Annotated in this window: 23 protein-coding genes; 6 read left to right on the forward strand and 17 right to left on the reverse strand. The window is 69.6% G+C overall.

Annotation, left to right across the window (positions count from 1 at the left end; all coding sequences use genetic code 11):
- Nucleotides 1–5: 5 nt before the first annotated feature.
- Together ACIRR9_RS13450 and ACIRR9_RS13455 are read left to right on the forward strand one after the other, a co-directional pair.
- Nucleotides 6–272, forward strand: coding sequence for a hypothetical protein (locus ACIRR9_RS13450; protein ID WP_403750747.1), 267 nt, complete (start codon nucleotides 6–8; stop codon nucleotides 270–272).
- Nucleotides 273–283: 11 nt separating this feature from the next.
- A complete protein-coding gene (locus ACIRR9_RS13455) occupies nucleotides 284–1,015 on the forward strand; it encodes a maleylpyruvate isomerase N-terminal domain-containing protein (RefSeq protein ID WP_403750749.1) in 732 nt (243 codons plus the stop codon).
- A 125-nt stretch (nucleotides 1,016–1,140) separates the two neighbouring features.
- On the opposite strand, the gene ACIRR9_RS13460 is transcribed toward ACIRR9_RS13455, so the two are convergent.
- The 4 genes from ACIRR9_RS13460 to ACIRR9_RS13475 form a co-directional block, all read right to left on the reverse strand.
- Entirely contained in the window at nucleotides 1,141–1,284 is a 144-nt protein-coding gene (locus ACIRR9_RS13460) for a hypothetical protein (RefSeq protein WP_403750751.1), read from the reverse strand.
- Nucleotides 1,285–1,346: 62 nt separating this feature from the next.
- A complete protein-coding gene (locus ACIRR9_RS13465) occupies nucleotides 1,347–2,621 on the reverse strand; it encodes a VanZ family protein (protein ID WP_403750753.1) in 1,275 nt (424 codons plus the stop codon).
- Nucleotides 2,622–2,687: 66 nt separating this feature from the next.
- A complete protein-coding gene (locus tag ACIRR9_RS13470) occupies nucleotides 2,688–3,080 on the reverse strand; it encodes a hypothetical protein (protein WP_403750755.1) in 393 nt (130 codons plus the stop codon).
- Between the two features lie 285 nt (nucleotides 3,081–3,365).
- The gene (locus tag ACIRR9_RS13475; RefSeq protein ID WP_403750757.1) at nucleotides 3,366–4,202 is read right to left on the reverse strand and encodes an EamA family transporter; all 837 of its coding nucleotides are present in this window, start codon (nucleotides 4,200–4,202) and stop codon (nucleotides 3,366–3,368) included.
- 146 nt (nucleotides 4,203–4,348) lie between these two features.
- On the opposite strand from ACIRR9_RS13475, the gene ACIRR9_RS13480 reads away from it, so the two are divergent.
- Nucleotides 4,349–5,176, forward strand: a complete 828-nt coding sequence (locus ACIRR9_RS13480) for a MurR/RpiR family transcriptional regulator (protein WP_403750759.1) — start codon at nucleotides 4,349–4,351, stop codon at nucleotides 5,174–5,176.
- A 319-nt stretch (nucleotides 5,177–5,495) separates the two neighbouring features.
- Here the strand turns inward: ACIRR9_RS13480 and ACIRR9_RS13485 are convergent, their stop codons facing one another.
- The 5 genes from ACIRR9_RS13485 to ACIRR9_RS13505 form a co-directional block, all read right to left on the reverse strand.
- The gene (locus ACIRR9_RS13485) at nucleotides 5,496–8,333 is read right to left on the reverse strand and encodes a PKD domain-containing protein (protein WP_403750761.1); all 2,838 of its coding nucleotides are present in this window, start codon (nucleotides 8,331–8,333) and stop codon (nucleotides 5,496–5,498) included.
- Nucleotides 8,334–8,524: 191 nt separating this feature from the next.
- Nucleotides 8,525–9,268: an EamA family transporter gene (locus ACIRR9_RS13490; RefSeq protein WP_403750763.1), complete on the reverse strand. Its 744-nt coding sequence runs from the start codon at nucleotides 9,266–9,268 to the stop codon at nucleotides 8,525–8,527.
- A complete protein-coding gene (locus tag ACIRR9_RS13495) occupies nucleotides 9,265–9,786 on the reverse strand; it encodes a YbaK/EbsC family protein (RefSeq protein ID WP_365336271.1) in 522 nt (173 codons plus the stop codon). Before ACIRR9_RS13495 ends, ACIRR9_RS13490 begins: the two co-directional genes overlap by 4 nt.
- A 131-nt stretch (nucleotides 9,787–9,917) precedes the next feature.
- Nucleotides 9,918–12,134 (reverse strand): MMPL family transporter, encoded by a 2,217-nt coding sequence (locus tag ACIRR9_RS13500; RefSeq protein ID WP_403750765.1) that lies wholly within the window; start codon nucleotides 12,132–12,134, stop codon nucleotides 9,918–9,920.
- A 123-nt stretch (nucleotides 12,135–12,257) separates the two neighbouring features.
- Nucleotides 12,258–12,860, reverse strand: a complete 603-nt coding sequence (locus tag ACIRR9_RS13505) for a TetR/AcrR family transcriptional regulator (protein ID WP_403750767.1) — start codon at nucleotides 12,858–12,860, stop codon at nucleotides 12,258–12,260.
- A 167-nt stretch (nucleotides 12,861–13,027) separates the two neighbouring features.
- On the opposite strand from ACIRR9_RS13505, the gene ACIRR9_RS13510 reads away from it, so the two are divergent.
- Nucleotides 13,028–16,393 (forward strand): S41 family peptidase, encoded by a 3,366-nt coding sequence (locus ACIRR9_RS13510; protein WP_403750769.1) that lies wholly within the window; start codon nucleotides 13,028–13,030, stop codon nucleotides 16,391–16,393.
- Nucleotides 16,394–16,408: 15 nt separating this feature from the next.
- Here ACIRR9_RS13510 and ACIRR9_RS13515 read toward each other — a convergent pair whose 3' ends face one another.
- From ACIRR9_RS13515 to ACIRR9_RS13540, 6 genes are all read right to left on the reverse strand, one after another.
- Nucleotides 16,409–17,491 carry a hypothetical protein gene (locus ACIRR9_RS13515; protein WP_403750771.1) on the reverse strand — a complete coding sequence of 361 codons (1,083 nt, stop codon included), beginning with the start codon at nucleotides 17,489–17,491 and terminating at the stop codon, nucleotides 16,409–16,411.
- A 48-nt stretch (nucleotides 17,492–17,539) separates the two neighbouring features.
- Entirely contained in the window at nucleotides 17,540–18,697 is a 1,158-nt protein-coding gene (locus ACIRR9_RS13520) for an SPFH domain-containing protein (protein ID WP_403750773.1), read from the reverse strand.
- 177 nt (nucleotides 18,698–18,874) lie between these two features.
- Nucleotides 18,875–19,126 (reverse strand): hypothetical protein, encoded by a 252-nt coding sequence (locus tag ACIRR9_RS13525; RefSeq protein ID WP_403750775.1) that lies wholly within the window; start codon nucleotides 19,124–19,126, stop codon nucleotides 18,875–18,877.
- An 88-nt stretch (nucleotides 19,127–19,214) separates the two neighbouring features.
- On the reverse strand, nucleotides 19,215–20,099 hold the full coding sequence (locus ACIRR9_RS13530) for an SDR family oxidoreductase (protein WP_365336264.1): 885 nt from the start codon (nucleotides 20,097–20,099) through the stop codon (nucleotides 19,215–19,217).
- Nucleotides 20,096–21,010, reverse strand: coding sequence for an alpha/beta fold hydrolase (locus tag ACIRR9_RS13535; protein WP_403750777.1), 915 nt, complete (start codon nucleotides 21,008–21,010; stop codon nucleotides 20,096–20,098). Before ACIRR9_RS13535 ends, ACIRR9_RS13530 begins: the two co-directional genes overlap by 4 nt.
- Complete coding sequence (locus tag ACIRR9_RS13540; RefSeq protein ID WP_403750779.1) at nucleotides 21,007–22,527, reverse strand: flavin-containing monooxygenase; 1,521 nt, start codon at nucleotides 22,525–22,527, stop codon at nucleotides 21,007–21,009. Before ACIRR9_RS13540 ends, ACIRR9_RS13535 begins: the two co-directional genes overlap by 4 nt.
- A 210-nt stretch (nucleotides 22,528–22,737) precedes the next feature.
- On the opposite strand from ACIRR9_RS13540, the gene ACIRR9_RS13545 reads away from it, so the two are divergent.
- Nucleotides 22,738–23,358, forward strand: coding sequence for a MerR family transcriptional regulator (locus ACIRR9_RS13545; RefSeq protein WP_384560142.1), 621 nt, complete (start codon nucleotides 22,738–22,740; stop codon nucleotides 23,356–23,358).
- Nucleotides 23,359–23,389: 31 nt separating this feature from the next.
- Here ACIRR9_RS13545 and ACIRR9_RS13550 read toward each other — a convergent pair whose 3' ends face one another.
- Nucleotides 23,390–24,193, reverse strand: a complete 804-nt coding sequence (locus tag ACIRR9_RS13550) for an exodeoxyribonuclease III (RefSeq protein ID WP_403750781.1) — start codon at nucleotides 24,191–24,193, stop codon at nucleotides 23,390–23,392.
- A gap of 95 nt (nucleotides 24,194–24,288) precedes the next feature.
- On the opposite strand from ACIRR9_RS13550, the gene ACIRR9_RS13555 reads away from it, so the two are divergent.
- On the forward strand, nucleotides 24,289–24,777 hold the full coding sequence (locus ACIRR9_RS13555) for a GNAT family N-acetyltransferase (protein WP_403750783.1): 489 nt from the start codon (nucleotides 24,289–24,291) through the stop codon (nucleotides 24,775–24,777).
- Here ACIRR9_RS13555 and ACIRR9_RS13560 read toward each other — a convergent pair.
- Complete coding sequence (locus tag ACIRR9_RS13560; protein ID WP_403750785.1) at nucleotides 24,729–25,031, reverse strand: hypothetical protein; 303 nt, start codon at nucleotides 25,029–25,031, stop codon at nucleotides 24,729–24,731. The genes ACIRR9_RS13555 and ACIRR9_RS13560 overlap by 49 nt on opposite strands.
- Between the last annotated feature and the right edge of the window lie 18 nt (nucleotides 25,032–25,049).

Consider the following 25,049-nt stretch of genomic DNA (forward strand, 5'->3'; position numbering starts at 1 on the left):
AGCCCGTGAACAGACCGGATCCGCGCCGCGCCACGGTCCTGTACGCGATGTCCGCGACCTGTGCCGCCATAGGCGCCCTGCTGTGGGTGCGCGGCCGGACCAGCACGCCCCCCAGGGTCTACGGGTCCTTCCTGGCCGCCGACTCCTACACCTCGTCAGCCTGGCAAGTGTGGTCACAGGCAGTGCCCGAAGAACGCCTTGGCCTCTACCTCGTCGCGGCCGGGCTGGTGCTGGCTGTGGCAGGGCGATTGCTCTCCGACCGACGTGACTGAGCATCTCCGGGATGACGGCTTCTGCCACTGCACGAGTTCCGGCCGGTAGCTTGATCGGTATGGATCAGGGGCGGGTGGTCGAAGCGTTTCGTCTGGAGGTGAGCGAGCTTGCGTGGGCGATGACCGGGGTCTCGACGGCCGAATGGAGTCTGCCGACACGGTGCGTGCCGTGGAATGTGAGTGACCTGCTGGCTCACATCCGAGTGGTGATCGCCTGGCTGCCGGGCATGCTGGCCGCGCCGGCACCGCCCCGTGCCGAGGTCTCGGCAGCGGAGTACTACCGCCCCGACGACCGCTTCGCTCCTGACACCAACGCGGCCCGGATCGCCCTGGCCCAGGACCACGCGGCCACACAGCTCAACGGCGTCGCGCTCGCCGACGACTTCAACACCGTGTGGCAACAGGTGGACCGACTGTGCCGGACCGAACCCGAAGGGCGTGTAGTTCGCACCCGGCACGGCGATCCGATGCTCCTGTCGGAGTTCCTGCTGACGCGCGTGGTCGAGGTCGCCGTGCACGGCTTGGACCTTGCCGACGCCCTGGGACGCGAACCGTGGCTGACCTCCCAGGCCGCTGATCTGGTGCAGGAACTGCTGCTCGGACCGGACGGAGCAGCCACAGTGGAGAAACTGGGTTGGGATCAACTTCGCTTCCTGCACAAGGCCACCGGACGCGAGCCGATCTCCAAGGAGGAAGCATCGGACGTCAGCCGACTCGGCATCCGATGGCTCACGCTGGGGTAAGAACCCCGTCAACTGAGGCCAGCCCCTGACCGGAGTCGAGACCGGCGCGGAGCCGGGCGATCGCCGCCTCTACGACGACGGGCGACAGCTGAGCGAAGGTGGAACCGGCCCGCCGAACGGGCCGGTCAAGGTAGCACTGCCGGGAACGCAAGTAGGGCGATCTGGAAACCGTCGGTGAAGTCGTGCGGGACGGGAAAGGGCAGCACGGTGTGTGCGTCGAGCACGTCGGCAACCTCGGCCAGCGTGGCTGAAAACAATGCCAAAGGCACACGGTGAGCATGGCGTAGGGCCCGCTTCGCGAATACCGCGAAGCCCTACCAGCAGTTGCGCCTCAGTTGGATTTTCCCGGTATCTCAGTGTCAGCGATCACAATGCCGGTCGAAGCGTCAACCGAGACATCGCTTTTACCGGTTCCGACGATCCAGACAGGCCTCCAAGCATCGGAAACCTTCTGCGCCAAGAGGAGGGCCGCTTCGGCCGTCCGTCCTGTCTTCTGCTTTGCGATGCTTCGAGCCTTCGTCTCATCCACCGTGACTCTGGACAGCTCAGGATCTTCGATCGTCCTGGCCGTGAACCCCATGACACGAGCAGTTGTCGTGATGGTGATATTCAGCCGCATCGGCATCATCACGCCATTAATGTACCGCCGGTAGGTGACGGTGTAGGCCCGGGTGGAGCCGTCTCCTATCGGACGCACTACTCGCTTGCTTCCCGCCACATCCTCTGCGAACCACCGGCGCGCGAACTTGTCGGCCGCTGCGGCTACCTGGTTCTCATTGAGGTTCCCCTCATCCCCCCGAGTGTTCGAAGACCAAGCGCTCTCCAAGGTCTTGTCGGGCCACCAGCCAGAGATCTTGCCCCGATTGGTCCGGGCACTGATTCGCAGGCGGTCACCGTGCCTCTCGGTTTCGGACTGCTGCACCTCCGTGCCGCTGCCGAAGATTCCTTGAGCCGCGACAGTGATCCATCCGTTGGCTTGAACAGAGGATTCCGCAAGACTGTGGGTCCGGTCGTCCTGCGCAACAACATCTACCGGCTTGATCCGCTCGTGGAACACCCCCGCTACTCCCAGGGCACCCACCATTGCGACGGCAACACCCCATACGAGGTCGCGAGCAGGCTTACCCGTCGTCTGGCCTCGCCGGTACAGCCATACTGCACCGACAGCAGTGCCGAACACAGCGCCGGTCCCGTTGGCCACGAAATCAGTAGCGCTACACGCGCGACCGAGGTTGCCCAGGGACTGGGTCAGTTCCACTGCCGCGCTCAAAAGGCCGAACGCCGCCGCGACGGTAACCGGCCGCCTGAACAACAGGACAGCCAGGAAAGCGCCGGGAGCGAAAAGGGCGATGTTCAACAGAGAACCCGCCGACGTAAAAAGATGGATAGGTGCTCCGGTGTCACACTGTCCCGGCTTCAGGCCGGCGTTGCCCGCGAGTAGGGTCACGGCGAGAATGCCCGCCAGGTACACCGCCAGCGCGGTTCGCAGCGGCCAGGACTTGCCGCGAGCTTTCGCCACCAGTGCCGTCGGGAGGCCGAGTAGGACGGCAAGTATCAGGAAGGAGACAACCAGGCCTGGAACGGCTGCGATGGACGCTTCAATCACGTGATGACCTTACGGGCACGACGCCCAGGGATTGAGACTTGCTCCCTGGGCATCGCACCACAGTAGTTAGCAGACGTCGACGGGCGGCGTGTAGTAGTCGCCGGTGCTGGCCTTCATGTATCCGACGATGGTGCAGTCCGGAACGGCAGCCTTGCTCTTACCGCCCCAACTGTGCGACGCCGTCTGCCCTGATTTGATCGTCTTCGCCGTGTCCAGGTACAGAGCGTCTCCAGTGGTCATGCCGAGTTGAATCGACACGCTACTGCCACCAGTCTTCTTGTACGTCGTGGAGGAGTAGTACAGGCTGCAGTTTGCAGAGACATCGCAGCCGTCCTGAGCGAAGATGCTCAAGGTCCCGTTCTGCAACGATGTGCTCTTCGTACCGAACGCGAACGCGCTCGTTCCCGTCATGACGAGCGCACCCGTCATGGCAGCAACCACCAGCTTCTTGCTCAACATGGTCGTTCCCCCCTCGTGGTCAAAATCAGCTCTCTGGCGTGATCCAAAGATCAACAACCCGAAGGGGGGTAAGCATTGCCCCATTGTTGAGTCCACATCAATTATGAGGATGTCTCGAAGCAGTAGCATTGGATGGCTTGATCAACTTGGTTCGAGGCGTAGACGGACGGCGGAGGGGACTGCAAATAACCGCGACCTGTGACCTCCGAACAGCCAAGTCATTACTGCATCAGCAAGACTTGACCGAGGTCACTCGCACGGCCAGGCACTCGTCGGCTCGGACGTTCAGGTGTGCGCGAGTTGGAGCAGGGCGATGCCGACCACCACGGTGGCGCTCGCGGCCAGCCGTCGGCCGCCCAGCCGCTCGTGGAAGAACACGGTACCGAGCAGCGCGGCAATGACAATGCTGGTCTCGCGGAGTGCGGCGACGGACGCCAGGTCGCCGTGGTCCTGCGCCCACACCACCAGTCCGTACGCGGTCAGTGAGAGCAGCCCACCGGTGAACCCACGCATCGGGGCGTCGCGCAGCCGGTGTCGCAGTCCGCGCCCGCCCAGGGCAAAGGCACCGGCGCAGAAGAGCATGCCCTGTAGCAGGAAACCCCAGGCTATGTAACCGAAGACGGTGTCCGAGCGCCGTACGCCCGTGCCGTCGACGACCGTGTACGAGGCGATCATGACGCCGGTGCCGAGGGCAGCCATCAGGGCCGGCAGCTGGGTGCGGTCCGGCAAGCCGTCCGCCAGAGCGAGGGCAACCAGCCCGGCGGAAATGACCAGGACACCGGTGAGTTCGGGGGCTGACAGCTCCTGGCCGAGAACGCCCACCGAGACGACGGCGACCAGCATGGGTGCGACGCCGCGCGCCACCGGGTACATCTGGCCGAAGTCACCGAGCTTGTACGCCTGGAGCAGCAGTGCCTGATAGGCGATCTGGAGCACGGTCGAGGCCGCGATGAATGGCCAGGCAGCGGAACCGGGGAGCGGAGTGAAACAGACCCAGATCGCACTGACGCCGACGAAGGCGAGGTTGATCAGGGTGAAGCCGGCGAGCTTGTTCGGCATCGCATGCGCCAGTGCGTTCCACACGGCGTGCAGCACCGCCGCGGCCAACACCACTACAGGCACGGCAGCACCTGCTTGCATGAACACACCCATGAGCGTCGACCGTTCCCGAAGCTGAAGAAGTAGGGAATCCGATTCCGTATTACGCTACTCGCATGGAACAAGATTCCCCAATCGGGAGTGCTTCTGCCGACGCACGGGCCGTTGACGTGCAGAATCTCGCTGCCCACGTGCGCGCCCGGCTGCCGCAACTGCGCGACGCGGAGGCCAGGGTCGCTCAGGTCCTGCTCGATCAGGGGCCCGAACTGGTCCGGCTGAGCGTCAGTGACGTCGCCACAATGGCGCACACAGCTGCCTCCTCCGTGGTTCGCGCCTGTCAGCGGCTGGGCTTTCGCGGCTATCAGGAGGTGAAGATCGCGGCGGCTCGGGAGGTGCCCCGGCCCACCACACCGGAAGGCGTCGATGCCACCTCCCGCGCGTTGGCCGACACCGTGCAAGCGGCACGCGAGGTGCTGGACGGACTGTCCACGACCGTCTCTCCCGACCACCTCCGTACCGCCGCCGAGGCGTTGCACGCCGCAAGCCGGGTCCTGGTCGTCGGTGCGGGTCTGTCCACCGCCGTGGCCACCGACGCCGCCTACCGCCTCAGGGCTCTGGGCTGCGCCGTCGACGCCCCCACCGACCCGCTCACCGCCGAGGTGGCCGCCTCGTCGCTTCCGGCGGACGCCGTCTGCCTGGCCGTCAGCCACACCGGCGCCACCCGCACCACTGTGGACGCCGCCCGACGGGCCCACGCGTGCGGAGCCACGGTCATCTCGCTCACCAGCTATGCCCGTTCACCGCTGACCGAGACCAGCCAGTGCACGCTGCTTGCCGGTGGCCAGGACCTCACCCTCGGCCTCGAAGCCGTTGCAGGCCGCCTCGCTCATCTCGTTGTGGTTGACGCGCTCGCCCTCACCCTGTTGGCCCTCCGCGGTTCGGACGCCCGACAGGCCCTGGCCCGCTCCGCAGAGGTCACCGCGGCTCACGCGTACTGACCTTGCGAATCCGCCACGCTGACGCGCCGGTGCCTCAGCATCCCTGAACAGCGAAGTTATTACTGCATGAGCAGCACTTGACTGGGCGACGCCCAGCGCGGCGACGGACGCGAACCAAGCCCTACGGCTGCGCTCACAGGACGCGCCTGTCGGGTCCCGGCGGCCGTGCTGTCCGCCGGACATGTCGGATGCGGAGTCGGCGATCATCCGGCCGCTGCTGCCGGTGCCGGGCTGGACGCACGGTCGATGCCACGAGGGCTTCGAGCCCGGTCCCGACACCTGCACGACCTCCCAGGCCGCGCTCCGCCCGGCGGCCGGATCAGCCGATGTAGTAGCCCTCGATATCCGCGACCACGTTGACGCTGCCGCTGTTGTTGTAGATGTCGATCGACCCGTCGGAACCGACCGGGACCAGGGCCAGGTTGGCACGGGTGGCGCCGGCGGCCAGGTTCAGGGTGGAACTGCCGGGCAGGGCTGATCCGTCCGCGTAGGCCGACAACCAGGTGTTGGTGGTGGGCTTGACGCCGGTGAGGTTCACCAGCAGCGCCTTCACTCCGGCCGGGACGCCGCTGACTCCCGCAACCTTGACGCTGATCTTGGACTTGGCGCCGAGTGTGCCCTGGGCCGCACCGGTGCCGTTGCGGGTGTCCAGCACCCGGGTCGGCGAGATCGGGAAGTAGGGCGAGCCCAGGGCACTCGGGGACGTCGCCACGTTGGACACCACATAGCCTTCGAGGTCGGCGATCAGGTCGACGCTGCCGTAGCGGTTGTAGAACTGGACCTGCCCGTTGCTCACCGGCGCGACGACCAGGTTGGCGCTGGTCTGTCCGGCCGTGAAGTTCAGTACGGAGCTGGTGGGGACATTGCCGGAGCTCGGTTCCAGGCCGACCCAGCTGGAGGCGGTGGCATTGGTCTCGGTCACGTTCAGCAGCACCGCGGAGGCATTGCCGGCCCCGCCGGCCGGCAGGGTGAGCGTGACCAGCCCGCCCGGCCCGGCTTTGCCCTTGACGGTGCCGGTCCCGTTGCGGGTGTCCAGCACCCGGGTCGGGCCGCTCTCCTGGACGAAGCCCGTCCCGCCCACGGTGACCGCGGCGGTGGTGCTGTAGTAGCCCTCGACGTCACCCACCAGGTCGACGCTGCCCGAGTGGTTGTACAGGTCGACGTAGCCGTCGGCGGGGACCGGCACGGTGACCAGGTTCGGCGTGGCCTGGCCGGGGACCAGATTCAGGTTGGAGGCGGTCGGCCGGGTGGTGCCGTCGGGGTAGACGGTGATCACGGTGCTGGTGGAGGCGTTGACGCCGGTCAGGTTGAGCGTGACCGCGGTCACCCCGGTGGCGGGGACGCCCTTGACGCCCGCGACCTTGAGTCGCAGCACCGCGCCCGGTCCGGCCTTCGCCTTGGCGGCGCCGGTGCCGTTGCGGGTGTCCAGGATCCTGGTCGGCCCGAAGGGCACGAATGCGCTGCCGACGGTGACCTGTTGGGTGCTCGTGGCGGTGTTCCCGCCGTCGTCCTTGACCGTCAGGGTGGCGGTGCAGGTGCCGGGCTTGGCATAGGTGTGGCCACCGACGCCGCTGGTGCCGAGGTCTGCGGCCGGGGTGCCGTCCCCGTAGTCGACGCTGTAGTCGGCGATGCTCCAGTCGTCGGTGGTCCTGGTGGCGTCCGCCCGGACGGTGAGGCTGCTGTACGGATAGGCCTGGCTGAGCGACAGGGCAGGCACCAGCGGAGCTACGGCCGCGACGTTGACGTAGGCCTTCTTGCTGCCGGCGACAGAGGCCCCGGCCGCCGTGGTGGCGGTGACCGTGACGGGGTAGGAGCCGATCGCGGCGTAGCCGTGGGTGACGCTGGGGGTGGCGGAGACCACCGGGTCGCTGCCGTCTCCGAAGGTGAAGGTGTAGCCAGTGATCCGGGTCTTCCAGGGGTTGGTCTCGTCCGCCGTGATCGTCTCGGACAGCGGGGCCGGACCCTTGCTGACGGAGACGGCGGGCGCCAACTGATAGGGGTCCTGGTATTCCGTCGCGCCGCGGTCGTAATAACCGGCGCCAGTGCCGGTGTCGGCCACGCGCGGGTCGTCCACGCGGGGCTTGCCGTCGAAGTCGGTGCTGAGCTCGTGCGGTGCGTCGGCGTCGGCGGAGTCGATGAGCGGGGTGATGTTCAGGCTGGTCCGGTCCAGGGCCACCGCGACGTACAGTTCGTGCTTCCCCTGGCCGGTCGCGGTCTGCAGATCGGCGGCGGTCGCGTAGGTCTGGCCGCCCCAGTTGTAGAGCGCGTCATCGGACTCGGACTCGAAGACGTTGTAGTCGTAGGTGGTGCCGCTCGTCGATCCGGAGGACACCACCACCGGCGTGCTGGTGCCGTACGTCGCACAGCCGCCGGAGGTTCCGAGGAAGAAGGCGTTGTTCTCGATCGTCGAACCGGAGGAGGTGCCGGTGAGCGCGATCGCGGTGTTGCAGCCGCCGTCGTTGGTGAAGGTGTTGCCCACCACGACGGTGCCGGGCGCACCCGCTGCGTTCACGGGCGCGTTCCTCCCGTAGGAGAACTCGCTGCCGGTGATCACCGTCCCACTCGCCCCCGGCGCGATGTCCACGCCGTCCTCGCCTGGCTGGGTGTCGATGTCGTCCCGGCTGAGTGTCAGGGCGTTGCTCTGCCCGTCGATGCTCACCAGCGCACCCGAATAGGCGCCCCCGACGCGGTCGCCGTCCAGCGTGACCTCGCTGGATCCCTCGACCGCCACGACCGGGGCCCGGACGTTCGTCCCGATGAAGAAACCGTGCACCGCCACGTCGTGCACGTGGTCGAGAGTGAGCGCAGGGCCGGAGCCCGACTGGGGCGTGATGATCTGGATGAGCGCCTTGCTCGTGCCGGTGGTGATGGTGATGGGAGCACTCGCGGTCCCCGAGGTCTTCACATCGAGCGGTCCGAAGATCCCCCTGACCACCATGACCGTGTCACCCGGCTGCGCGGCGTCGACGGCAGTCTGCAGCGAGCAGTAGGGCTGGGCCTGCGAGCCCGCGCCGGCTGCGCTGTCGGAGCAGTTCGACGTCGAGAGGTTGTTCACGTACAGCGTGCTGCCATCCGCGCGGGCGGCGGACGGAGTCAGCGTCAGGCCCGCGCCGAGAAGGCCGACCACGCCCGCGAAAGCTGCGATCGAACGTGGCAACACTGGCCCCCCAGTTTTCACATGATATTGCTGGCAATTTTGTCTGGTCGCCCAGAAGTTGACCAGGTTTCAAGAGTATGGAGATCACCAAGACGTCGGTCCGTGCGCCGGGGACCGACTGCCTCTGGTCCTGGCCAAGTACCCGAGGCATGTGGCCTCATCAGCTCCTGACCAGCGGAGTTATTACCGCATCAGCGAGACTTGACCGACGACTCGCGCAGGGCGGCGATCGGGGCGAGTTCGGCGCGGGTCTGGGCCCAGAGGACGAGCCCGTAGGCGAGTACGGAGAGGGCGGCGCCGAACAGTCCCAGGGCCGCGAACGGGCGTGCCGCGGTGAGTAGTTCGCCGCGTCTGCGGTACAGGGCGTAGCCGGGGATCACCAGTCCCTGGAGGACCATCAGCCAGGCGATGTAGCCGACGGAGGAGCCGGAGGCCCGTACCCCGAGGCCGTCGATGACCGTGTACGCGGCGATCGACAGGCCCGTGGCGAGGGCGGCCCCGATCGCCGCCCGGTCGGGCCGGCGGCCGCGCAGCCCCCACAGGGCGAGCCCGGTGAGCCCGGCACAGGACACGGCGATTCCGGCGGCTGCTGGGGCGTCCGGGGCCTCGTGCGCGAAGACGGCGGCGAACAGGGTGACCAGCAGCGGTGCGGTGCCGCGCGCGATCGGGTACGCCTGCCCGAAGTCGCCGAGCCGGAAGGAGAGCATCAGCAGCGCGAAGTAGGCGACATGGACGACCGAGGAGGCGATCAGGTACGGCCATGCGCCCGCCGCCGGGACCGCGGCGAACGGCATCAGCAGCAGCCCGATCAGCACTCCTCCGGCGGCGATCAGGGAGGAGCCGACGAGTTTGTCGGTGATCCGGTGGGCGATCACGTTCCAGCCGGCGTGCGTGACCGCGGCGACCAGGACGGCCGCGGTGACCAGTGGGGTCACGCGGAGGGCTCGCGCACGTCCACGACCGTGGCGCCGGCGTGCGCCACCAGGGCGGCGGGCGCGATCGGGAAGACGGCGTGGGGGTTGCCGGCGGCGGCCCACACCGTGTCGTGCCGCAGCAGCGCCCGGTCGGCGAGCACGCGCGTGCGCGTACGGTGCCCGAACGGCGGCACGCCCCCGATGGCGTACCCGGTCGTCTCGCGTACGACGTCCGCCTTGGCCCTCGTCACCTTCTCGGCGCCGAGTTCCTTGCGGACGAGTTCCACGTCGACCCGGGAGGCGCCGTCCATCAGCACCAGCACCGGCACCCCGTCGGCCGCGAAGATCAGCGACTTGCAGATCTCGCTCAGCTCGCAGCCGACCGCCGCGGCGGCCTCGGCGGCGGTACGGGTCGCGTCCGGGAAGCGTCGGATGCGGGAGGTCAGCTCCCCCAGTCCCAGCTCCGCCAGAGCGGCGGCGAAACGAGGGTGGGCGCCGGAATCCCCGGCATCGGCGTCAGTGGCGGCTGTCGTCGTCATACGGGGCACGCTAGCCAAGGGGACACGGCGACTGCGAGCGGATAACGCGCGTTCCCGTGCGGGAACGAGGAAGCCGGTGAGGGCGCCCCGTCCCCACGGACCCTCACCGGCGGTCTGTCATGCGCTGTGCGTCAGGCGCGTACCAGTTCCCGGTCCTCGTCGTCCTTGCCGGCCGCCCGGTCGGTGGCGGTGCGCAGGCCCTCGCCCTCGACGTCGACGTTGGGCAGGACGCGGTCCAGCCACTTCGGCAGCCACCAGGCGCGCTTGCCGAGCAGGGCGAGCACCGCCGGGACGATCGCCATGCGGACGATGAACGCGTCGAAGAAGACCGCGATCGCGAGGCCGAAGCCGATCATCTTGATCATGGACTCGCTGGAGGTGATGAAGCCTCCGAAGACGGACATCATGATGACGGCGGCGGCGCCCACGACGCGCGCGCTGTGCCGGAAGCCGGTCACGACGGCCTGGCCCGGCGTCTCCCCGTGGACGTACGCCTCTCGCATCCGGGTCACGAGGAACACCTCGTAGTCCATCGCGAGACCGAAGACCACGCCCACCATGAAGATCGGCATCATCGACATGATCGGGCCGGTCTGCTGGACGCCGAGCAGGCTGCCGAGCCAGCCCCACTGGAAGACCGCGACGACGGCGCCGAGCGCGGCGAGCACGCTGAGCAGGAAGCCGAGGGCTGCCTTCAGCGGGACGAGGATGGACCGGAAGACCACGATCAGCAGGAGGAAGGCGAGGCCGACCACCAGCGCGAGATACGGGACCAGCGCGTCGTTGAGCTTCTGCGAGAAGTCGATGTTCATCGCGGTGGTACCGGTGACCAGCACCTTCGCACCCGTGTCGGCCTTGATGCCGGCGCCGTTGTCCCGGATGACGTGTACCAGGTCCTCGGTCTGCACGGAGGACGGCTTGGACGACGGGATCACGGTGATCGTCGCGGTGTCGCCGGCCTTATTGAACGTCGCCGGGGTGACGGTGACGACGTCCTTGAGGCCCTTGATGTCGTCGGCGACGGTGGTGGCCGCGGCCTTGGGACGGTCACTGTCCTTGGCGTCGACCACGACCACCAGGGGGCCGTTGAAGCCGGGGCCGAAGCCCTCCGACAGGAGGTCGTAGGCGCGGCGCTGGGTCGTGGACGTCGGCTGGGAGCCGTCGTCGGGCAGGCCGAGCTGCAGCTGGGTGGCCGGGAGGGCGACCGCGCCCAGGCCGACCACGCCGAGCAGCAGTACGGCGGCCGGGCGGCGGACGACGAAGCTCGCCCAGCGCTCGCCCAGACCGGGCTTGCCCTGCTTGGCGTGGCCCTCGGTCTTCTTGCGGCGCTTCTCGCCGACCGGCTTGACCCGCCTGCCCGCGTAGCCGAGCAGGGCCGGGATCATGGTCAGCGCGATCAGGACGGAGACCACGACCGTGCCGGCCGCCGCGAGGCCCATCTTGGTGAGCATGGGGACGCCGACGACCGAGAGGCCCGCCAGCGCGATCACGACCGTGAGGCCCGCGAAGACCACGGCCGAACCGGCGGTACCGGCCGCCCGGCCGACCGCCTCCTCGCGGTCCCGGCCCTCGGCCAGCTCGCCGCGGTAGCGGGAGACGATGAACAGCGCGTAGTCGATGCCGACCGCGAGACCGATCATCAGCGCCAGCGTGGACGTGGTGTCGCCGAGGTCGAGCGCCTTGGCGAGCGTGGTGATGGTGGAGACGCCGATACCGACGCCGATGATCGCCGTCAGCAGTGGCAGTCCGGCCGCGACCAGCGAGCCCAGGGTGATGACGAGGACGACGGCGGCGATGGCGAGGCCGATGACCTCACCGGCCGCCCCCGCCTCGGCTCCGGCCTGCAGCGCGTCACCGCCGATGTCGACGGTCAGCCCGGCCTTCTGCGCATCGTTCCCGGCCGCCTTCAGCGCGTCGCGGGAGGAGTCCTTGAGCTCCATGCCGGACACGTCGTACCGCACCGACGCGTAGGCGATGGTGCCGTCCTTGCTGACGGCGTGCGTCTTGAAGGGGTCGGCGACGGAGGTGACCTCGGAGCCGTCGGCCAGCTTCTTCACCGTCTTCTCGACGGTCGCCTTGTTCAGGGTGTCGGAGATCTTCTCGCCCGCGGGGGCCTTGAAGACGACCCGCGCGGTCGCACCGTCGGCACTGGAGCCGGGGAAGCGCTGTTCCAGCAGGTCGAAGGCCTTCTGGGCCTCCGTGCCGGGGATCGAGAAGGACGTGGAGCCCGCGGCGGGGGCATTGGCCGCGCCGACGCCCGCGAGGGTCAGCAGCGCCACCCATATGAGGGCGACGAAGTGCCGTCGCCGAAAGGCGAACCGGCCCAGCTTGTAGAGCAGTGTGGCCACGAGGGCGTACTCCCGGTCAGGTCGTGGGGTTTTCAGGGCAGGGGTGATCAACCCGGTGGGGGCAGGGGTGATCGGCCCGACGACGTGAGCGGAGACGTCAGGTGGGCTGGCTGCGGGAAATCGTCAGCGCGTGGTCACGCCGAGAGCGGGGAGCACCACGGCGTCGATGTACGACAGAAGGAAGGACTGCGTCGGCGGCTGCTCGTCGATCAGCGAACGAGCGGCGAACCCACCGATCATCATGTGCATCACGTAGTCGATCGCCGGGTTGTCCGCACGGACCTCTCCCCGGTCGATCGCACGCTTCAGCACATTCTGGAACTCGGCCATCTCGGGCTCGATCAGATGCTCCTTGAACGCCGTCAGGAGATCCGGGTTCCCGTGGATCGCCATGGCGAGGCCCCGCATGAGCGCGGAGTTCTGCTCCATCTCGCAGTCGTCCGAGCGCATGGTGAGGGCGTGCAGATCGCCCCGGAGGGAACCGGTGTCGATCTCGCCCAGCCGGCCGCCCGGCTTGTTGTACCGCACCGCCTTGGCCACCAGCTCGGCCTTTCCGCCCCACTGGCGGTAGAGGGTGGCCTTGCTGGACTTGGTGCGTGCGGCGACGGCGTCCATGGTGAGGGCGTCGTAGCCGACCTCGCGGAGCAGGTCGAGCACGGCCCCGTACAGTTCGGCCTCACGCTCGGGCGTGATCCGACTGCGACGCGCCGTTGCGACCTCAGTCATGCCACTCACCCTTCCCTGCTCCATCGGCATCTTCTTGCGTACACCATGAAGATACCCCGAGATCTATAGAAACGAAACCGTTTCGTACGTGTGCTGTCTCACGTACTTTCGAGACAGGTGTGCCCCCACGAGTTGCTGGGCCCCTGCGCCCGGAAAAGCATGGGGAGGTGAGCTATCTGCGCCTGCCGCATCTCCACGGCGACCTGTTGTGCTTCGTGGCCGAGGACGACCTCTGGCTGACCTCGCTCGACTCCCCGGGCCGCGCCTGGCGGCTCACCGTCGACCGCACCAAGGTGGGACATCCGCGTTTCTCCCCCGACGGCCGCCGGGTCGCGTACACGAGCTGGCGCAGCCTGGTGCCCGAGATCCACCTGGTCGACGTGGACGGCGGGCCCGGACGGCAGCTGACGTACTGGGGCAGCGCCGACACCCAGGTGTGCGGCTGGACTCCGGACGGGGACATCCTCGCCGTCGCCTCGCACGGACAGCCGTTCTCCTATTTCACCTGGGCCTACAAGGTCTCCCCCGACGGCGACCCTGGCCGCAAGCTGCCCTGGGGACCGGTCTCCGACATCCAGGTCGCCGACATCGAAGGCGAGCGCAGGACCCTGCTGCTCACCGGCACCCCGCCGCACGAACCGGCCGGCTGGAAGCGCTACCGGGGCGGCGCAATGGGCCGGCTGTGGCTGCACGGGCAGCGGCTGCTCGACGGCATCGGCGGCCATCTGTGCGCCCCCATGTTCGTCGGCGGCCGGATCGCCTTCCTCTCCGACCACGAGGGCGTCGGCAACCTCTACTCCTGCGCCTACGACGGCTCCGACCTGCGCCGGCACACCGACCACGACGCCTTCTACGCCCGGCACGCCTCCAGCGACGGCACACGCGTGGTGTACCAGTGCGCGGGCGACCTGTGGCTCGTCGACGACCTCGGCCCGGACGCGGCGCCACGCAGGCTGGACGTACGGCTGTCCGGGCCGCGTGCCGGGCGCCGCCCCTACCAGGTGCCGGCCGCCCAGCACGTCGACGGCGTCTCGGTCGACGAGACGGGCCGGGCCAGCGCCGTCGTCGTACGCGGCAGCCTGTACTGGCTCACCCACCGCGACGGCCCTGCGCGCACGATCGCGGACACGCCCGGGGTACGGGTCCGGCTGCCGGAGATGCTCGGCTCGACCGGGCAGATCGCGTATGTCACGGACGCCGGGGGCGAGGACGCGGTCGAGATCGCCTACCTGCCGCGGGCGACCGGCGACCGTCCGCCGCGCCGGCTGGCCTCCGGACAGCTGGGCCGCGTGCTGGAACTGGTCTCGGACCCGCTGGGCGAACGGCTGGCGGTGGCGGCACACGACGGGCGGCTGCTGCTCATCGACGTGACCGAGGATGCCGACGACGTCGAGGCTTCACTTGATTCTGTTGATTCCGTTGACGAAGTTGACGGCATTGACGACGTTGACGATGTTGATGCCACCGGGGCTGACGACATTGACTCTCTCGACGGGACACGCTCTGACGGCGTGGTCACCGAGTTGATCCAGTCGATCAATGGTCCGGTGCGGGATCTGGCCTTCTCACCGGACGGGTCATGGTTGACCTGGTCGCATCCGGGCATCGGCCGTTCGCTGCGGCAGATCAAGATGGCCCGTATCAGCGACCGGCACGTCATCGACGTCACCAACGGCCGCTTCGAGGACGAGAACCCGGTCTTCACCCGCGACGGCCGCTATCTCGCGTTCCTGTCCTGGCGCGGCTTCGACCCGGTGTACGACGTGCACACCGGCGACCTGTCCTTCCCGCTCGGCTGCCGCCCCTACCTGGTTCCGCTCTCCTCCGCCACCCCCTCCCCCTTCGCCCTCAGCCCCGACGGGCGCCCTGCGGCCGGCGGCCTGGACCCCGTCGAGGACGAGGAGCCCGGCGAGGGCGGCGCGGTGACGGTCGAGGTGGAGGGCCTGGAGAGCAGGGTGACCCCGTTCCCGGTCACCGCCTCCAAGTACTCGGCGATGTACCCGGTCGCGGGCGGCGGTCTGGTCTGGCTGCGCTGGCCGATCTCGGGCGCGCTGGGCGAGACCTTCGTCAACCCGGCCGACACCAGCGGCCGGCCGACCCTCGAGTACTTCAACATCAGCAAGGCGAAGAAGTCCGAACTGGTCGACCACCTGGACTGGTTCACGGTCAGCGGCGACGGCAGCCGGCTGGTCGTGGTCGACGAGGGCGAGCTGCGGGCCGTTCCGTCGACCGAGTCCGGCGACGGCGACACGACCGTCTGGATCGATCTGCGCCGCATCCTGCACGAGGTCGACCCGCCCGCCGAGTGGCGCCAGGCGTACGCCGAGGCCGGCCGCCTCATCCGCGACTACTTCTGGGACCCCGGGATGTGCGGCATCGACTGGGACGGGGTGCTCGACCAGTACCGCCCGCTGGTCGAACGGGTCGCCTCCCCCGACGAGTTCGCCGACCTGCTGCGCGAGGTCCTCGGCGAACTCGGCACCTCGCACGCCTATGTCACCCCCGCCCGCCGCAACGAGGGCCCGCCGCACTACCAGCGCCTCCAGGGCCTGCTAGGCGCCAACTTCGTGCACCGGGACGGCGGCTGGACGGTGCAACGGATCCTGCCCGGCGACTCCTCCGACTCCAAGGCGCGTTCCCCGCTCGCGGGCACGGGCATCCGGGAGGGCGCGGTGCTCACGCACGTGGACGGCCGGCCGGTGGATCCGCTGACCGGTCCGTATCCGCTGCTCGCCGGGGCGGGCAGTACGACGGTGGAGCTGACGTTCACGCCGGGCGAGGGCGAGTCGGGGCCGCCGCGCCGGGTCGCCGTCCTCCCCCTGATCGACGAGCGGCCGCTGCGCTACCAGGACTGGGTGGCCAAACGCCGTGCGGTGGTACGGGAGATGAGCGGCGGCAAGTGCGGCTATCTGCACATCCCCGACATGGGCGGCTCGGGCTGGGCCCAGTTCAACCGCGATCTGCGCATGGAGGTCTCACGCCCGGCGCTCATCGTCGACGTGCGCGGCAACGCCGGCGGCCACATCAGCGAACTCGTCGTCGAGAAACTGACCCGGACCATCCTCGGCTGGGACCTGACGAGGAACGCCCAGCCGGTGTCGTACGCCTCCAACGCCCCGCGCGGCCCGATCGTGGCCCTCGCCGACGAGGCCACCTCCTCCGACGGCGACATGATCACGGCCGCGATCAAGCTGCTCAGGCTCGGCCCGGTGGTGGGGCAGCGGACCTGGGGCGGAGTCGTCGGCATGACCGGGCGGCACCGGCTGGGCGACGGCACGGTGATCACGGTGCCGATGAACGCGGCCTGGTTCGAGGACTACGGCTGGTCCGTGGAGAACCACGGTGTGGCCCCCGACGTGGAGGTCCTGCGCACCCCCCTGGACTGGGCGGAGGGCCGCCATGTCGAGATGGACGACGCGATCCAGCTGGCCCTGGACCTTCTGACCACCCACCCCGCGGCGCTCCCGCCCGACTACAGCGAGGCCCCGGACAGGTCCCGCCCCAAGCTGCCCCCGCGGCCGACGGCCACGTGAGCACAGCCTCGGCCCTCAGTGGCGCAGCATCGTCACGAGCAGCACCACCATGGCGATCAGCAACGCGCCGGCCGCCGACGCCAGGGCGATCTTCACCGGGCTGTACGGCCGCTCGCCGATGACCTCGCCGGTACGGGCGTTGACCATCACCGGCCATGTCTTGCCGGCGTGGACGTAGGTCAGGAACCAGACCGGCAGCAGCACCAGCTTGTAGGTGAGGCCGCTGTAGAGGGTGGACATCGAGTGCACCCGCTGTTCGTCGCCGCCGATGTCCCGCACGCAGTCGGCGCGGATCACCGGCGCCATCCGCGCCTTCGCCGACTCCAGGCCGGTCTCCGGCTCGACGTCGTAGCGGACGGTACGGAAGCCCGCCAGGTACTCCTCCTGGTAGGGAACCGTCTCCTCCAGCGGCCAGGGAGCCAGCTTGTCCAGTTCCTTCACCGGCACCTGGCCGCTGCCGGGCACCAGGACGTCGTCGAAGAACCGGCCGACGGTCCCGGACGTGTGGCGCCAACGGGTGCGCCGCACCTGCCGTTTGTTGCCCTCGGAGTCCTCCTCCTCGACCCAGTAGTGCTCGCCGCGTTCGCCGGTGTACTGGGTGGTGGTCTGCGCGTCGTAGGTCCAGTGCGGCAGGTAGCTGCCCCGGAAGGTCTCCGCCTCGGTGACCTTCTTCAGCTCGTCGGGCGCGAACCAGCGGGAGCTGGTCCACTTCGCCAGCGCGTCACGGGCCTGCTCGCGGCCCACCCCGAAGGGCAGTACCGCCTCGGGCACCACGCGCTCGGTGCCGGAGGCGTCCGCGACCAGCGGGGTGCCGCAGAACTGGCACTTGTCGCTGAGCGTGTCGCTCTCGGTCACCGCGTGGCAGCCGGGGCAGGTGTACACCTTCACCCGGTCCGGCGCGGATGCCCGGCGGGGCAGCGCGGCCAGCTCCTCGATGGGGTGCTCGGTCACCTGCCGCGGTATCGGCGTGATGTCCTGCTCGTGCTTGCAGTACGGGCAGCGCAGCGCGTACGTCCCGGGCGCGTACTCGCTGACCCCGCCGCACGCCTCGCACTGGAACGCCCGGTCGGGCGCAGGCACGACGTCCTGATCCGTCAACTCACTTCTCCTTGCGACCTGTTGCCGGAAGGTTCCGGGTGGCGGAGCTCAGCCCTGCGGGGGCAGCGGCGGCGGGACGTCGGCGAGCAGCGACGCCAGTTCCGGAACCTGGTCCGCGGGCTGCCAGGCGGCCTGCCCGCTGCGCCAGACCAGCGTGGTACGGGTCAGGTTGCCGGCCGCGACCTGACCGGCCAGCGCGCTCTCGTCGTACGGGCCCTGCTGCTGACCGCCGACCGCGATGAACCAGCGCGGCGCGGTGGGCAGCGGCGGCGGGACGTCGGCGGCAGCGGGAGCGGGGGCGGGAGTGGCAGCGGGGGCCGGGGCGGGTTGCGCCGGGGCCTGGGGAGCCGCCGCACCGGACGTGCTCTGCACGATCCGCTGGCCCAGGGCCATGCCCACGCCCAGCCCGAGGGCGTCGCCGCCGGTACCGGGGTTGGCGGCGGCGATCGGGATCGCGTCGGCCGCCTGCAGCTTGGCGTAGTCGTCCAGGTTGCCGGTGATCGCCATCCGGGAGCGGGTGTCGATCGCCGCCTCGACCTCCGGCGGGACGCTGATGTTCTCGATGTAGAACCGGGGAATGGCGATACCGGTGGCGGACAGCTCCTGGGTCAGGGATCCGGCCAGCTGCTGCCCGATGCCGTCCTGCCGGGCGGCGAGGTCCAGCAGCGGCACGCCGGACGCGCCCAGCGCGGAGCCCAGCTTGGAGACGATCAGCTGCCGCAGGTGCTCGCCGACCTCCTCGGTGCGGAACTGCGGGTCGGTGCCGACCAGTTCGCGCAGCAGCGCGGCGGCGTCCACCACCTTGGCGGCGAAGGTGCCGAAGGCGCGGACCCGGACCATGCCGAATTCGGCGTCCCGCAGGATCACCGGGTTCTGGGTGCCCCACTTGAAGTCGGTGAACTGCCGGGTGGTGACGAAGTAGACCTCGGCCTTGAACGGCGACTCGAAGCCGTGCTTCCAGCCCTTCAGGGTGGACAGGACCGGCATGTTCTGGGTGGAGAGGGTGTACGTGCCGGGCTGGTAGACATCGGCCAGCCGGCCCTCGTTGACGAAGACGGCCACCTGCGACTCGCGCACCACGAGCCGGGCGCCCATCTTGATCTCGTTGCCGTAGCGCGGGAAGCGCCACACGATGGTGTCCCGGCCGTCGTCGGTCCACTCGATGATGTCGATGAACTCTCCGCGGATGCGGTCCATCAGCCCCACGACAATCCCCCACTCCCCGTGCTTCCGAAGACCGCGCGGCGTTCAGGCGATCAGCCGACAGTATGCCCATCACGGTCCGCGCTGCCACGGGCAGGGGCAGGCCCCGGCCCGTGGGCAAAGGCGCAGGGCGCCCTCCGGATCGAAGGGCGCCCCACGCGGTCGAGCCAGGTACGACGGCTACGCGTCGTAGTCCTGGTCGAACCGGTCCTGCATCTCCTGCTCGGTGTCGTCCAGGTTCTGACGACCGCGGTCCTGCGTCTGCCGGCCACGCTGCTGCGCCTGCTGACCACGCTGCTGCGTCTGCTGCTGGGCCTGCTGCTGGGTCTGCTGCTGGGTCTGCTGACCACGCTGCTTGGCCTGCTCCTGGGCCTCGCGCGCCTTCTGCTTGCCCTGTTCCTGCATCTTGCCGGCCTTGTCCTTCATACCCATGTGGGTTCACTCCCGTGGAGGGTGAGGGGATCGGCCCTCAGTGGGGCCTCGACCAGACTCACACGGGGGGACAACGCACGCATTTCGATCAATGACGGTGCGTGACGCGTGCCTCCTCATCGGCGGCCCCACCTGCACCGACAAGTCCCGTACGCATGCCCTGCAAGCGGGGTGCGAACCGCTTCATCTCGCGCTGCCCGACCGTCCCGATCAACGCCGGCAGGTATCCGCGCACGCCCTGCATCCCGCGCAGCCACCGCTGTCCGTACACATGCGCCGAGCGCCGCTCGATACCGGCGACGATCCGGTCCACCGCCGGACCCAGCGGATACGTCTTGTTCGCCGGCCACGGCAGCCGCTGCCGCAGCTCCCGCATCACCTCGTCCTGGTCTGCGCCGCGCACCATGTCGGTGTCCGTCCAGGACAGGTACCCCACCCCGACCCGCACGCCCTGGTGGCCGACCTCGGCACGCAGACTGTGCGCGTACGCCTCCACGCCCGCCTTGGACGCGCAGTACGCCGTCATCATCGGCGCCGGCGTGATCGCGGCCAGCGACGCGATCTGCAGCAGATAGCCGCGGCTCTCCGTCAGCACCGGCAGGAACGCGCGGGCCGTCACCGCCGAGCCGATCAGGTTGACCTCGATCACCCGCCGCCAGGCCTCGGGGTCCGAGTCGGCGAACGGACCGCCGTTCGCCACCCCCGCGTTGGCCACCACGATGTCGACCTTCCCGAACCGCTCCTTGACCTCCCGCGCCACCCGGGTCATCGCCTCGTGGTCGGTGACGTCGGCGTACCAGTGCGCACTGTCCGTGTGCAGCCGCCCGGAGACCTCCTTCAGCGCCTCTTCCTCCAGCCCGACCAGCGCGACCTTCGCGCCGCGCGCGGAGAGCTTGCGGGCGAGCAACTCGCCGACGCCGCGCGCCGCTCCGGTGACGACGGCCACCTGTCCTTCGAGACCGACCCTGCTCATGAGCCCTCCTTGATCACATAGACGCTGACCAGTTCCCGGATCTTTCCGTTGACCAGCTCCGGCGCCTCGACCGGAGTCATGTGGCCCATGCCGGGCAGCTCGGTGAGGCCGAGCGGGTGCGGCAGCGCGGCGACCAGCGCACGGGCGTGCACCGGGGGCGTGAGCCGGTCGGACGTGCCGGTGACGACCGTCGTGGGAGCGTGCAACTCCCGTACGCCGTCGTCGAGGTCGAGTTGCGCGAGGACACGGGCCCAGGCGTGGCGCACCGCGCGGGGGCAGGCGTGCACGATCCGCGCGCACGCCTCCACCATGTGCGGGGCGGAACCGGCGCCCATGGTGGCGTACTTGAGGATGCGCTTCGCGAGGGGCGTGACCGGTCCGAGCGGGGCGCGCGAGGCCAGCACGCGCGTCGTGAGCCAGGTGCGCACGGCCCCGGCGCGCATCGGTACGACGAGCGCCTCGGCGATCAGCCGCGAACTGCCGGTGCTGCACAGCAGGACGGCGGCGGCGTGTTCACGGAAGCGCGGCCGCACGGAGGCCGCCATGACGGTCATACCGCCCATGGAGTGCCCGACGATCACGGCACGTTCACCGGGCGCCAGCGTCTCGGCCAGCACCGCTTCCAGGTCGTCCGCCAGCGCGCGGGTGGTGCACGCGAGGCTCGCGGGACTGCGCCCGTGCCCCCTCTGGTCGTACGCGATGACCCGGTGGTCGACGGCGAGTTCACGTGTCTGCGCCGCCCAGAAGGCGGTCGAGCAGGTCCAGCCGTGGGCGAGGACGACGGCGGGGGCGTCCTCGGGGCCGTGCACCTCGACGTGCAGACGCGCGCCGTCGGCGGAGACGACGGTGAGTTCACGCACCGGCACGGGTGGGGCGTACGGCCCGGTGGTCACATGGGTGAGCCGGCTCATGCGCCCACCTCCGCGCCGGACCTGGCGCCGTGCGCACCCTCGCTCAGGGGCGCGCGGATCACGTCGTACTCCGCGAGGTCCACCCGCTGGGTCGCGCGCCGGAACTCCGTGGTCGTACCGGGCCAGATGGTGGTGTTGCGGCCGCTCGCGTCCAGGTACCAGCTGGTGCAGCCGCCGGTGTTCCACACGGTGCGCTTCATGCGCTCCTGGACCCGGTGGTTCCAGGCGGCCACCGCACCGGGGCGGGCGTCGAGGGCCGCCCGCCCGCCGAGGACGCGGAGCTGGCGCAGGTAGTCGGCCATGTAGTTCAGCTGGGACTCGATCATGAGGATCATGGAGGAGTTCCCGAGGCCGGTGTTGGGCCCGATGATCGTCATCCAGTTCGGGAACCCGGCGGCCGAGGCACCGCGCAGCGCCTCCATGCCGCCCTTCCAGGCCTCCGCGAGCGTGCCGCCCTCGGCACCGACGACACGTTCGGCGATGGGCATGTCGGTGACATGGAAGCCGGTGCCGAAGATGATCGCGTCGACCTCGGCGGAGCTGCCGTCGGCGGCCACCACCGTCGACCCGCGCACTTCGCTCAGCCCGCTCGCCACCACGTCCACGTTCCGCTGCGCGAGCGCCGGATAGTAGGTGCTGGACAGCAGGATCCGCTTGCAGCCGATGCGGTAGTAGGGGGTGAGTCTGGCGCGCAGCGCCGGGTCCTTGATCGCGCGGGCCATGTTGCGCTTGGCGAGCTGTTCGACCAGGCCGAGTTCGTCGGGGCGCTTGGTGAACGCCTGGACCTGGAGCTCCCGTATGCCCCACAGCAGTCCGCGCCGGGCCTGGGTGGTGAAGGGCAGCGCCCGGTGCAGACGCCGTTCGGCGGTGCTGATGGCACGGTCCACCCGGGGCATCACCCACGGAGGCGTGCGCTGGAAGAGGGTGAGGTGGGCGACGTCCGGCTGGACGGCGGGCACGATCTGGATCGCGGACGCGCCCGTGCCGACCATGGCGACCCGCTTGCCGCACAGGTCGTAGTCGTGGTCCCAGCGGGCCGAGTGGAAGACCTTCCCCGGGAAGGAGTCCAGCCCCGGGATCTCGGGGATCTTCGGGTCGGACAGCGGCCCGGTGGCGGAGACGACGACATCCGCGGAGAGCGCGCCGGCGGCCGTCTCGATGTCCCAGCGCAGCTTCTCCGTGTCCCAGGTCATCCGCTTCACCTCGGCGTCGAAGCGGAGGTGCGGCCGCAGCCCGAACACATCGGTGACGTGCTCCAGATAGGCGCGTATGTGCTCCTGCCCGGAGAAGGTGCGCGGCCAGTCGGGGTTGGGCGCGAAGGAGAAGGAGTACAGATGGGACGGCACGTCACAGGCGCACCCCGGATAGCTGTTGTCCCGCCAGGTGCCGCCGACGCTGCCGGCCCGTTCCAGGACGACGAAGTCGGTGATCCCCTCCCGGCGCAACCGTACGGCCGCGCCCAGTCCGCCGAACCCGGACCCGATCACCGCCACCCGTACATGCTCGTGCTCGGCCATCCCGGAGCCTCCACACCTCGACCGCGATTACGCCAGTGAACACTGGCGCAATGGGACTGTAGAGCAGCCCCGTACTGATGGGTAGGGGTCGGACCGACGAAAGTTACCGGCGGTACAACATAGGCTGCGCACGTGGCAGACGACGGCGGACGAACAACCTCCACGGACCGCGACCAGCCCCTCCACCAGGGCGGACCACGCGAGTACCGCATGGAAGAACTGGCGAGGCTGGCCGGCATCACCGTGCGCACGCTGCGTTTCTACCGCGAGCGCAAGCTGATCCCGCCACCGCGCCGGGAGGGGCGGATCGCCTGGTACGACGACCACCACCTGGCCCGGCTGCGCACGATCTCGGCGCTTCTGGAGCGCGGCCACACGCTCAACGGCATCGCCGAGCTGGCCGAGGCCCTGGACCAGGGCCGCAACGTCGCCGACCTGATCGGCATCGACACCCCCACCGAGGAGGAGCCGGTCCGGCTGACCCCGGAGGAACTCGCCGCCCGCTTCGAGGGCGAGGTCACCGCGGAGAACCTCGCCGCCGCCCTCGACCTCGGCTACCTCGGCACCGACGGCGACGACATCGTCCACATCAGCCGCCGCCTTCTCGACGTCTCCTCGGCCCTGGTCCGCGAGGGCATCCCGCTCGCGGAGGTCCTGGCGGCCGGCCGGAGAGTACGCGAACACGCCGACGCCCTGGCCGACCTCTTCGCCGACCTGGTCCTGCGCCACGGCCCCGAGGAGAACATGGAACGCCTACGCCCCCTGGCCCGGAGCGTGGTGGAGGCAGAGGTATCACTGGCACTGGACCGGCGGCTGCGGAAGAAGCCGTAGCGGCGGAAGCGGCCGTGGCCGCCGGGAGCCGTCAGACGTCGTACACGACGGTGACCGGCGCGTGGTCCGACCAGCGTTCCACGTGCGTGGCCGCGCGCTCCACGAACCCCTTGACCGCCTTGCCGGCGAGTCCGGGCGTGGCCAGCTGGTAGTCGATCCTCCACCCCGAATCCGCGTCGAAAGCCCGCCCCCGGTACGACCACCAGGTGTACGGCCCCTCGGCGTCCGGGTGCAGGGTGCGTACGACGTCGATGTAGCCGCCGTCGGACGGGGCGAGGACGGTGCCGAGCCACTCGCGTTCCTCGGGCAGGAAGCCGGAGTTCCTGGTGTTGCCGCGCCAGTTCTTCAGGTCGGCCTGCTGGTGGGCGATGTTCCAGTCGCCGCAGACGACGACCTCGCGCCCGTCGGCGGCGGCCCGCTCGCGCAGGTCCTTCAGATAGGCGAGGAACTCGGTCATGAACCGGATCTTCTCGTCCTGCCGCTCCGTGCCGACCTCGCCGGACGGGAGATAGAGGGAGGCGACGGTGACGCCGGGCAGGTCGGCTTCGACGTAGCGCCCGCTCGTGTCGAACTCGTCCGAGCCGAAGCCGATCCGTACCCGGTCCGGCTCGCGCCGGGTGTAGAGGGAGACACCCGCGCGCCCCTTGGCGGCCGCTGGGGCGTGCACGACATGCCACCCGCCGGGCGCGCGCACCTCTTCGGGGAGCTGCTGCGGCTCCGCGCGCACCTCCTGGAGGCAGAGCACGTCCGCGGAGGTCTCCGCGAGCCACTCCACGAAGCCCTTCTTCGCGGCGGCCCGCAGCCCGTTCACATTAACCGAGGTCACAGTCAGCACCAGGGCACGATACCGGCACACTGGACGACGTCCGGATGCCCACCACCCATCGCCCGTCCAGCGCCCGCCTTCTGCACGAATATACGATGCCTGACATGAATATACGCCGCGTTCCCTTCGACCACCCCGACGCCGTCGAGCTCAATGACGAGGTCCAGGCCGAGTACCACGTCCGCTACGGCGACGGCGGCGACGCCACGGTCCTCGACGCGGCCGACTTCGCACCGCCGAACGGCGTCTATCTGATCGCCTACGACGAGTCCGACCGCCCCGTGGCCACCGGCGGCTGGCGCAGCCAGGACGAGAACGGCGAGGGCAACGAGGACGGCGACGCCGAGCTCAAGCGCATGTTCGTCGTCGAGGGGATGCGCGGCCGGGGTCTGGCCCGCCGCATGCTCACGGCACTGGAGGAGGACGCCCGCGCGGCCGGCCGTGTGCGCATGGTCCTGGAGACGGGCACCAAGCAGCCGGAGGCCATCGCCCTCTACGCCTCCAGCGGCTACGAACCGTGCGTCAAGTTCGGCTACTACCGCCACTACGAGTCGAGCCGCTGCTTCGCGAAGGCCCTCGGAGAGAACCCGTAGTCACCCGTCACCCGGTACGGCCCCAACCCGGTCGGGACGGCGTCCACCCCCGCCATCCCCGCCGTCGCCGCAAGGCCGGCGGCCGCCACCGCGCTGACCGCTCCCGGCGGGTGCCGTCCGGTACGACCGGTGCGTCCGGAGGGCATCACCGCGGTCGGCTGCGAGGAACCGGGCTGGACCCGGCTGCGCGAGGTGATCCGCGCGGCGGGCCTGGAGCCGGTGCCCGTCCGCATGGACGGCCGCGGGCTGCGCATCGACGACCTTGCGGGGCG

The organism is Streptomyces sp. NPDC101234 (assembly GCF_044767525.1).
Classification (GTDB): domain Bacteria; phylum Actinomycetota; class Actinomycetes; order Streptomycetales; family Streptomycetaceae; genus Streptomyces; species Streptomyces sasae.

Excerpts from the sequence above, each read along its gene's own strand:
- ACIRR9_RS13455 (WP_403750749.1), top strand. The coding sequence starts at position 284 with ATGACGGCTTCTGCCACTGCACGAGTTCCGGCCGGTAGCTTGATCGGT.
- ACIRR9_RS13470 (WP_403750755.1), bottom strand. The coding sequence starts at position 3,080 with ATGTTGAGCAAGAAGCTGGTGGTTGCTGCCATGACGGGTGCGCTCGTC.
- ACIRR9_RS13495 (WP_365336271.1), bottom strand. The coding sequence starts at position 9,786 with ATGACGACGACAGCCGCCACTGACGCCGATGCCGGGGATTCCGGCGCC.
- ACIRR9_RS13505 (WP_403750767.1), bottom strand. The coding sequence starts at position 12,860 with ATGACTGAGGTCGCAACGGCGCGTCGCAGTCGGATCACGCCCGAGCGT.
- ACIRR9_RS13525 (WP_403750775.1), bottom strand. The coding sequence starts at position 19,126 with ATGGGTATGAAGGACAAGGCCGGCAAGATGCAGGAACAGGGCAAGCAG.
- ACIRR9_RS13530 (WP_365336264.1), bottom strand. The coding sequence starts at position 20,099 with ATGAGCAGGGTCGGTCTCGAAGGACAGGTGGCCGTCGTCACCGGAGCG.
- ACIRR9_RS13535 (WP_403750777.1), bottom strand. The coding sequence starts at position 21,010 with ATGAGCCGGCTCACCCATGTGACCACCGGGCCGTACGCCCCACCCGTG.
- ACIRR9_RS13540 (WP_403750779.1), bottom strand. The coding sequence starts at position 22,527 with ATGGCCGAGCACGAGCATGTACGGGTGGCGGTGATCGGGTCCGGGTTC.
- ACIRR9_RS13545 (WP_384560142.1), top strand. The coding sequence starts at position 22,738 with ATGGAAGAACTGGCGAGGCTGGCCGGCATCACCGTGCGCACGCTGCGT.
- ACIRR9_RS13555 (WP_403750783.1), top strand. The coding sequence starts at position 24,289 with ATGAATATACGCCGCGTTCCCTTCGACCACCCCGACGCCGTCGAGCTC.
- ACIRR9_RS13560 (WP_403750785.1), bottom strand. The coding sequence starts at position 25,031 with ATGCGCAGCCCGCGGCCGTCCATGCGGACGGGCACCGGCTCCAGGCCC.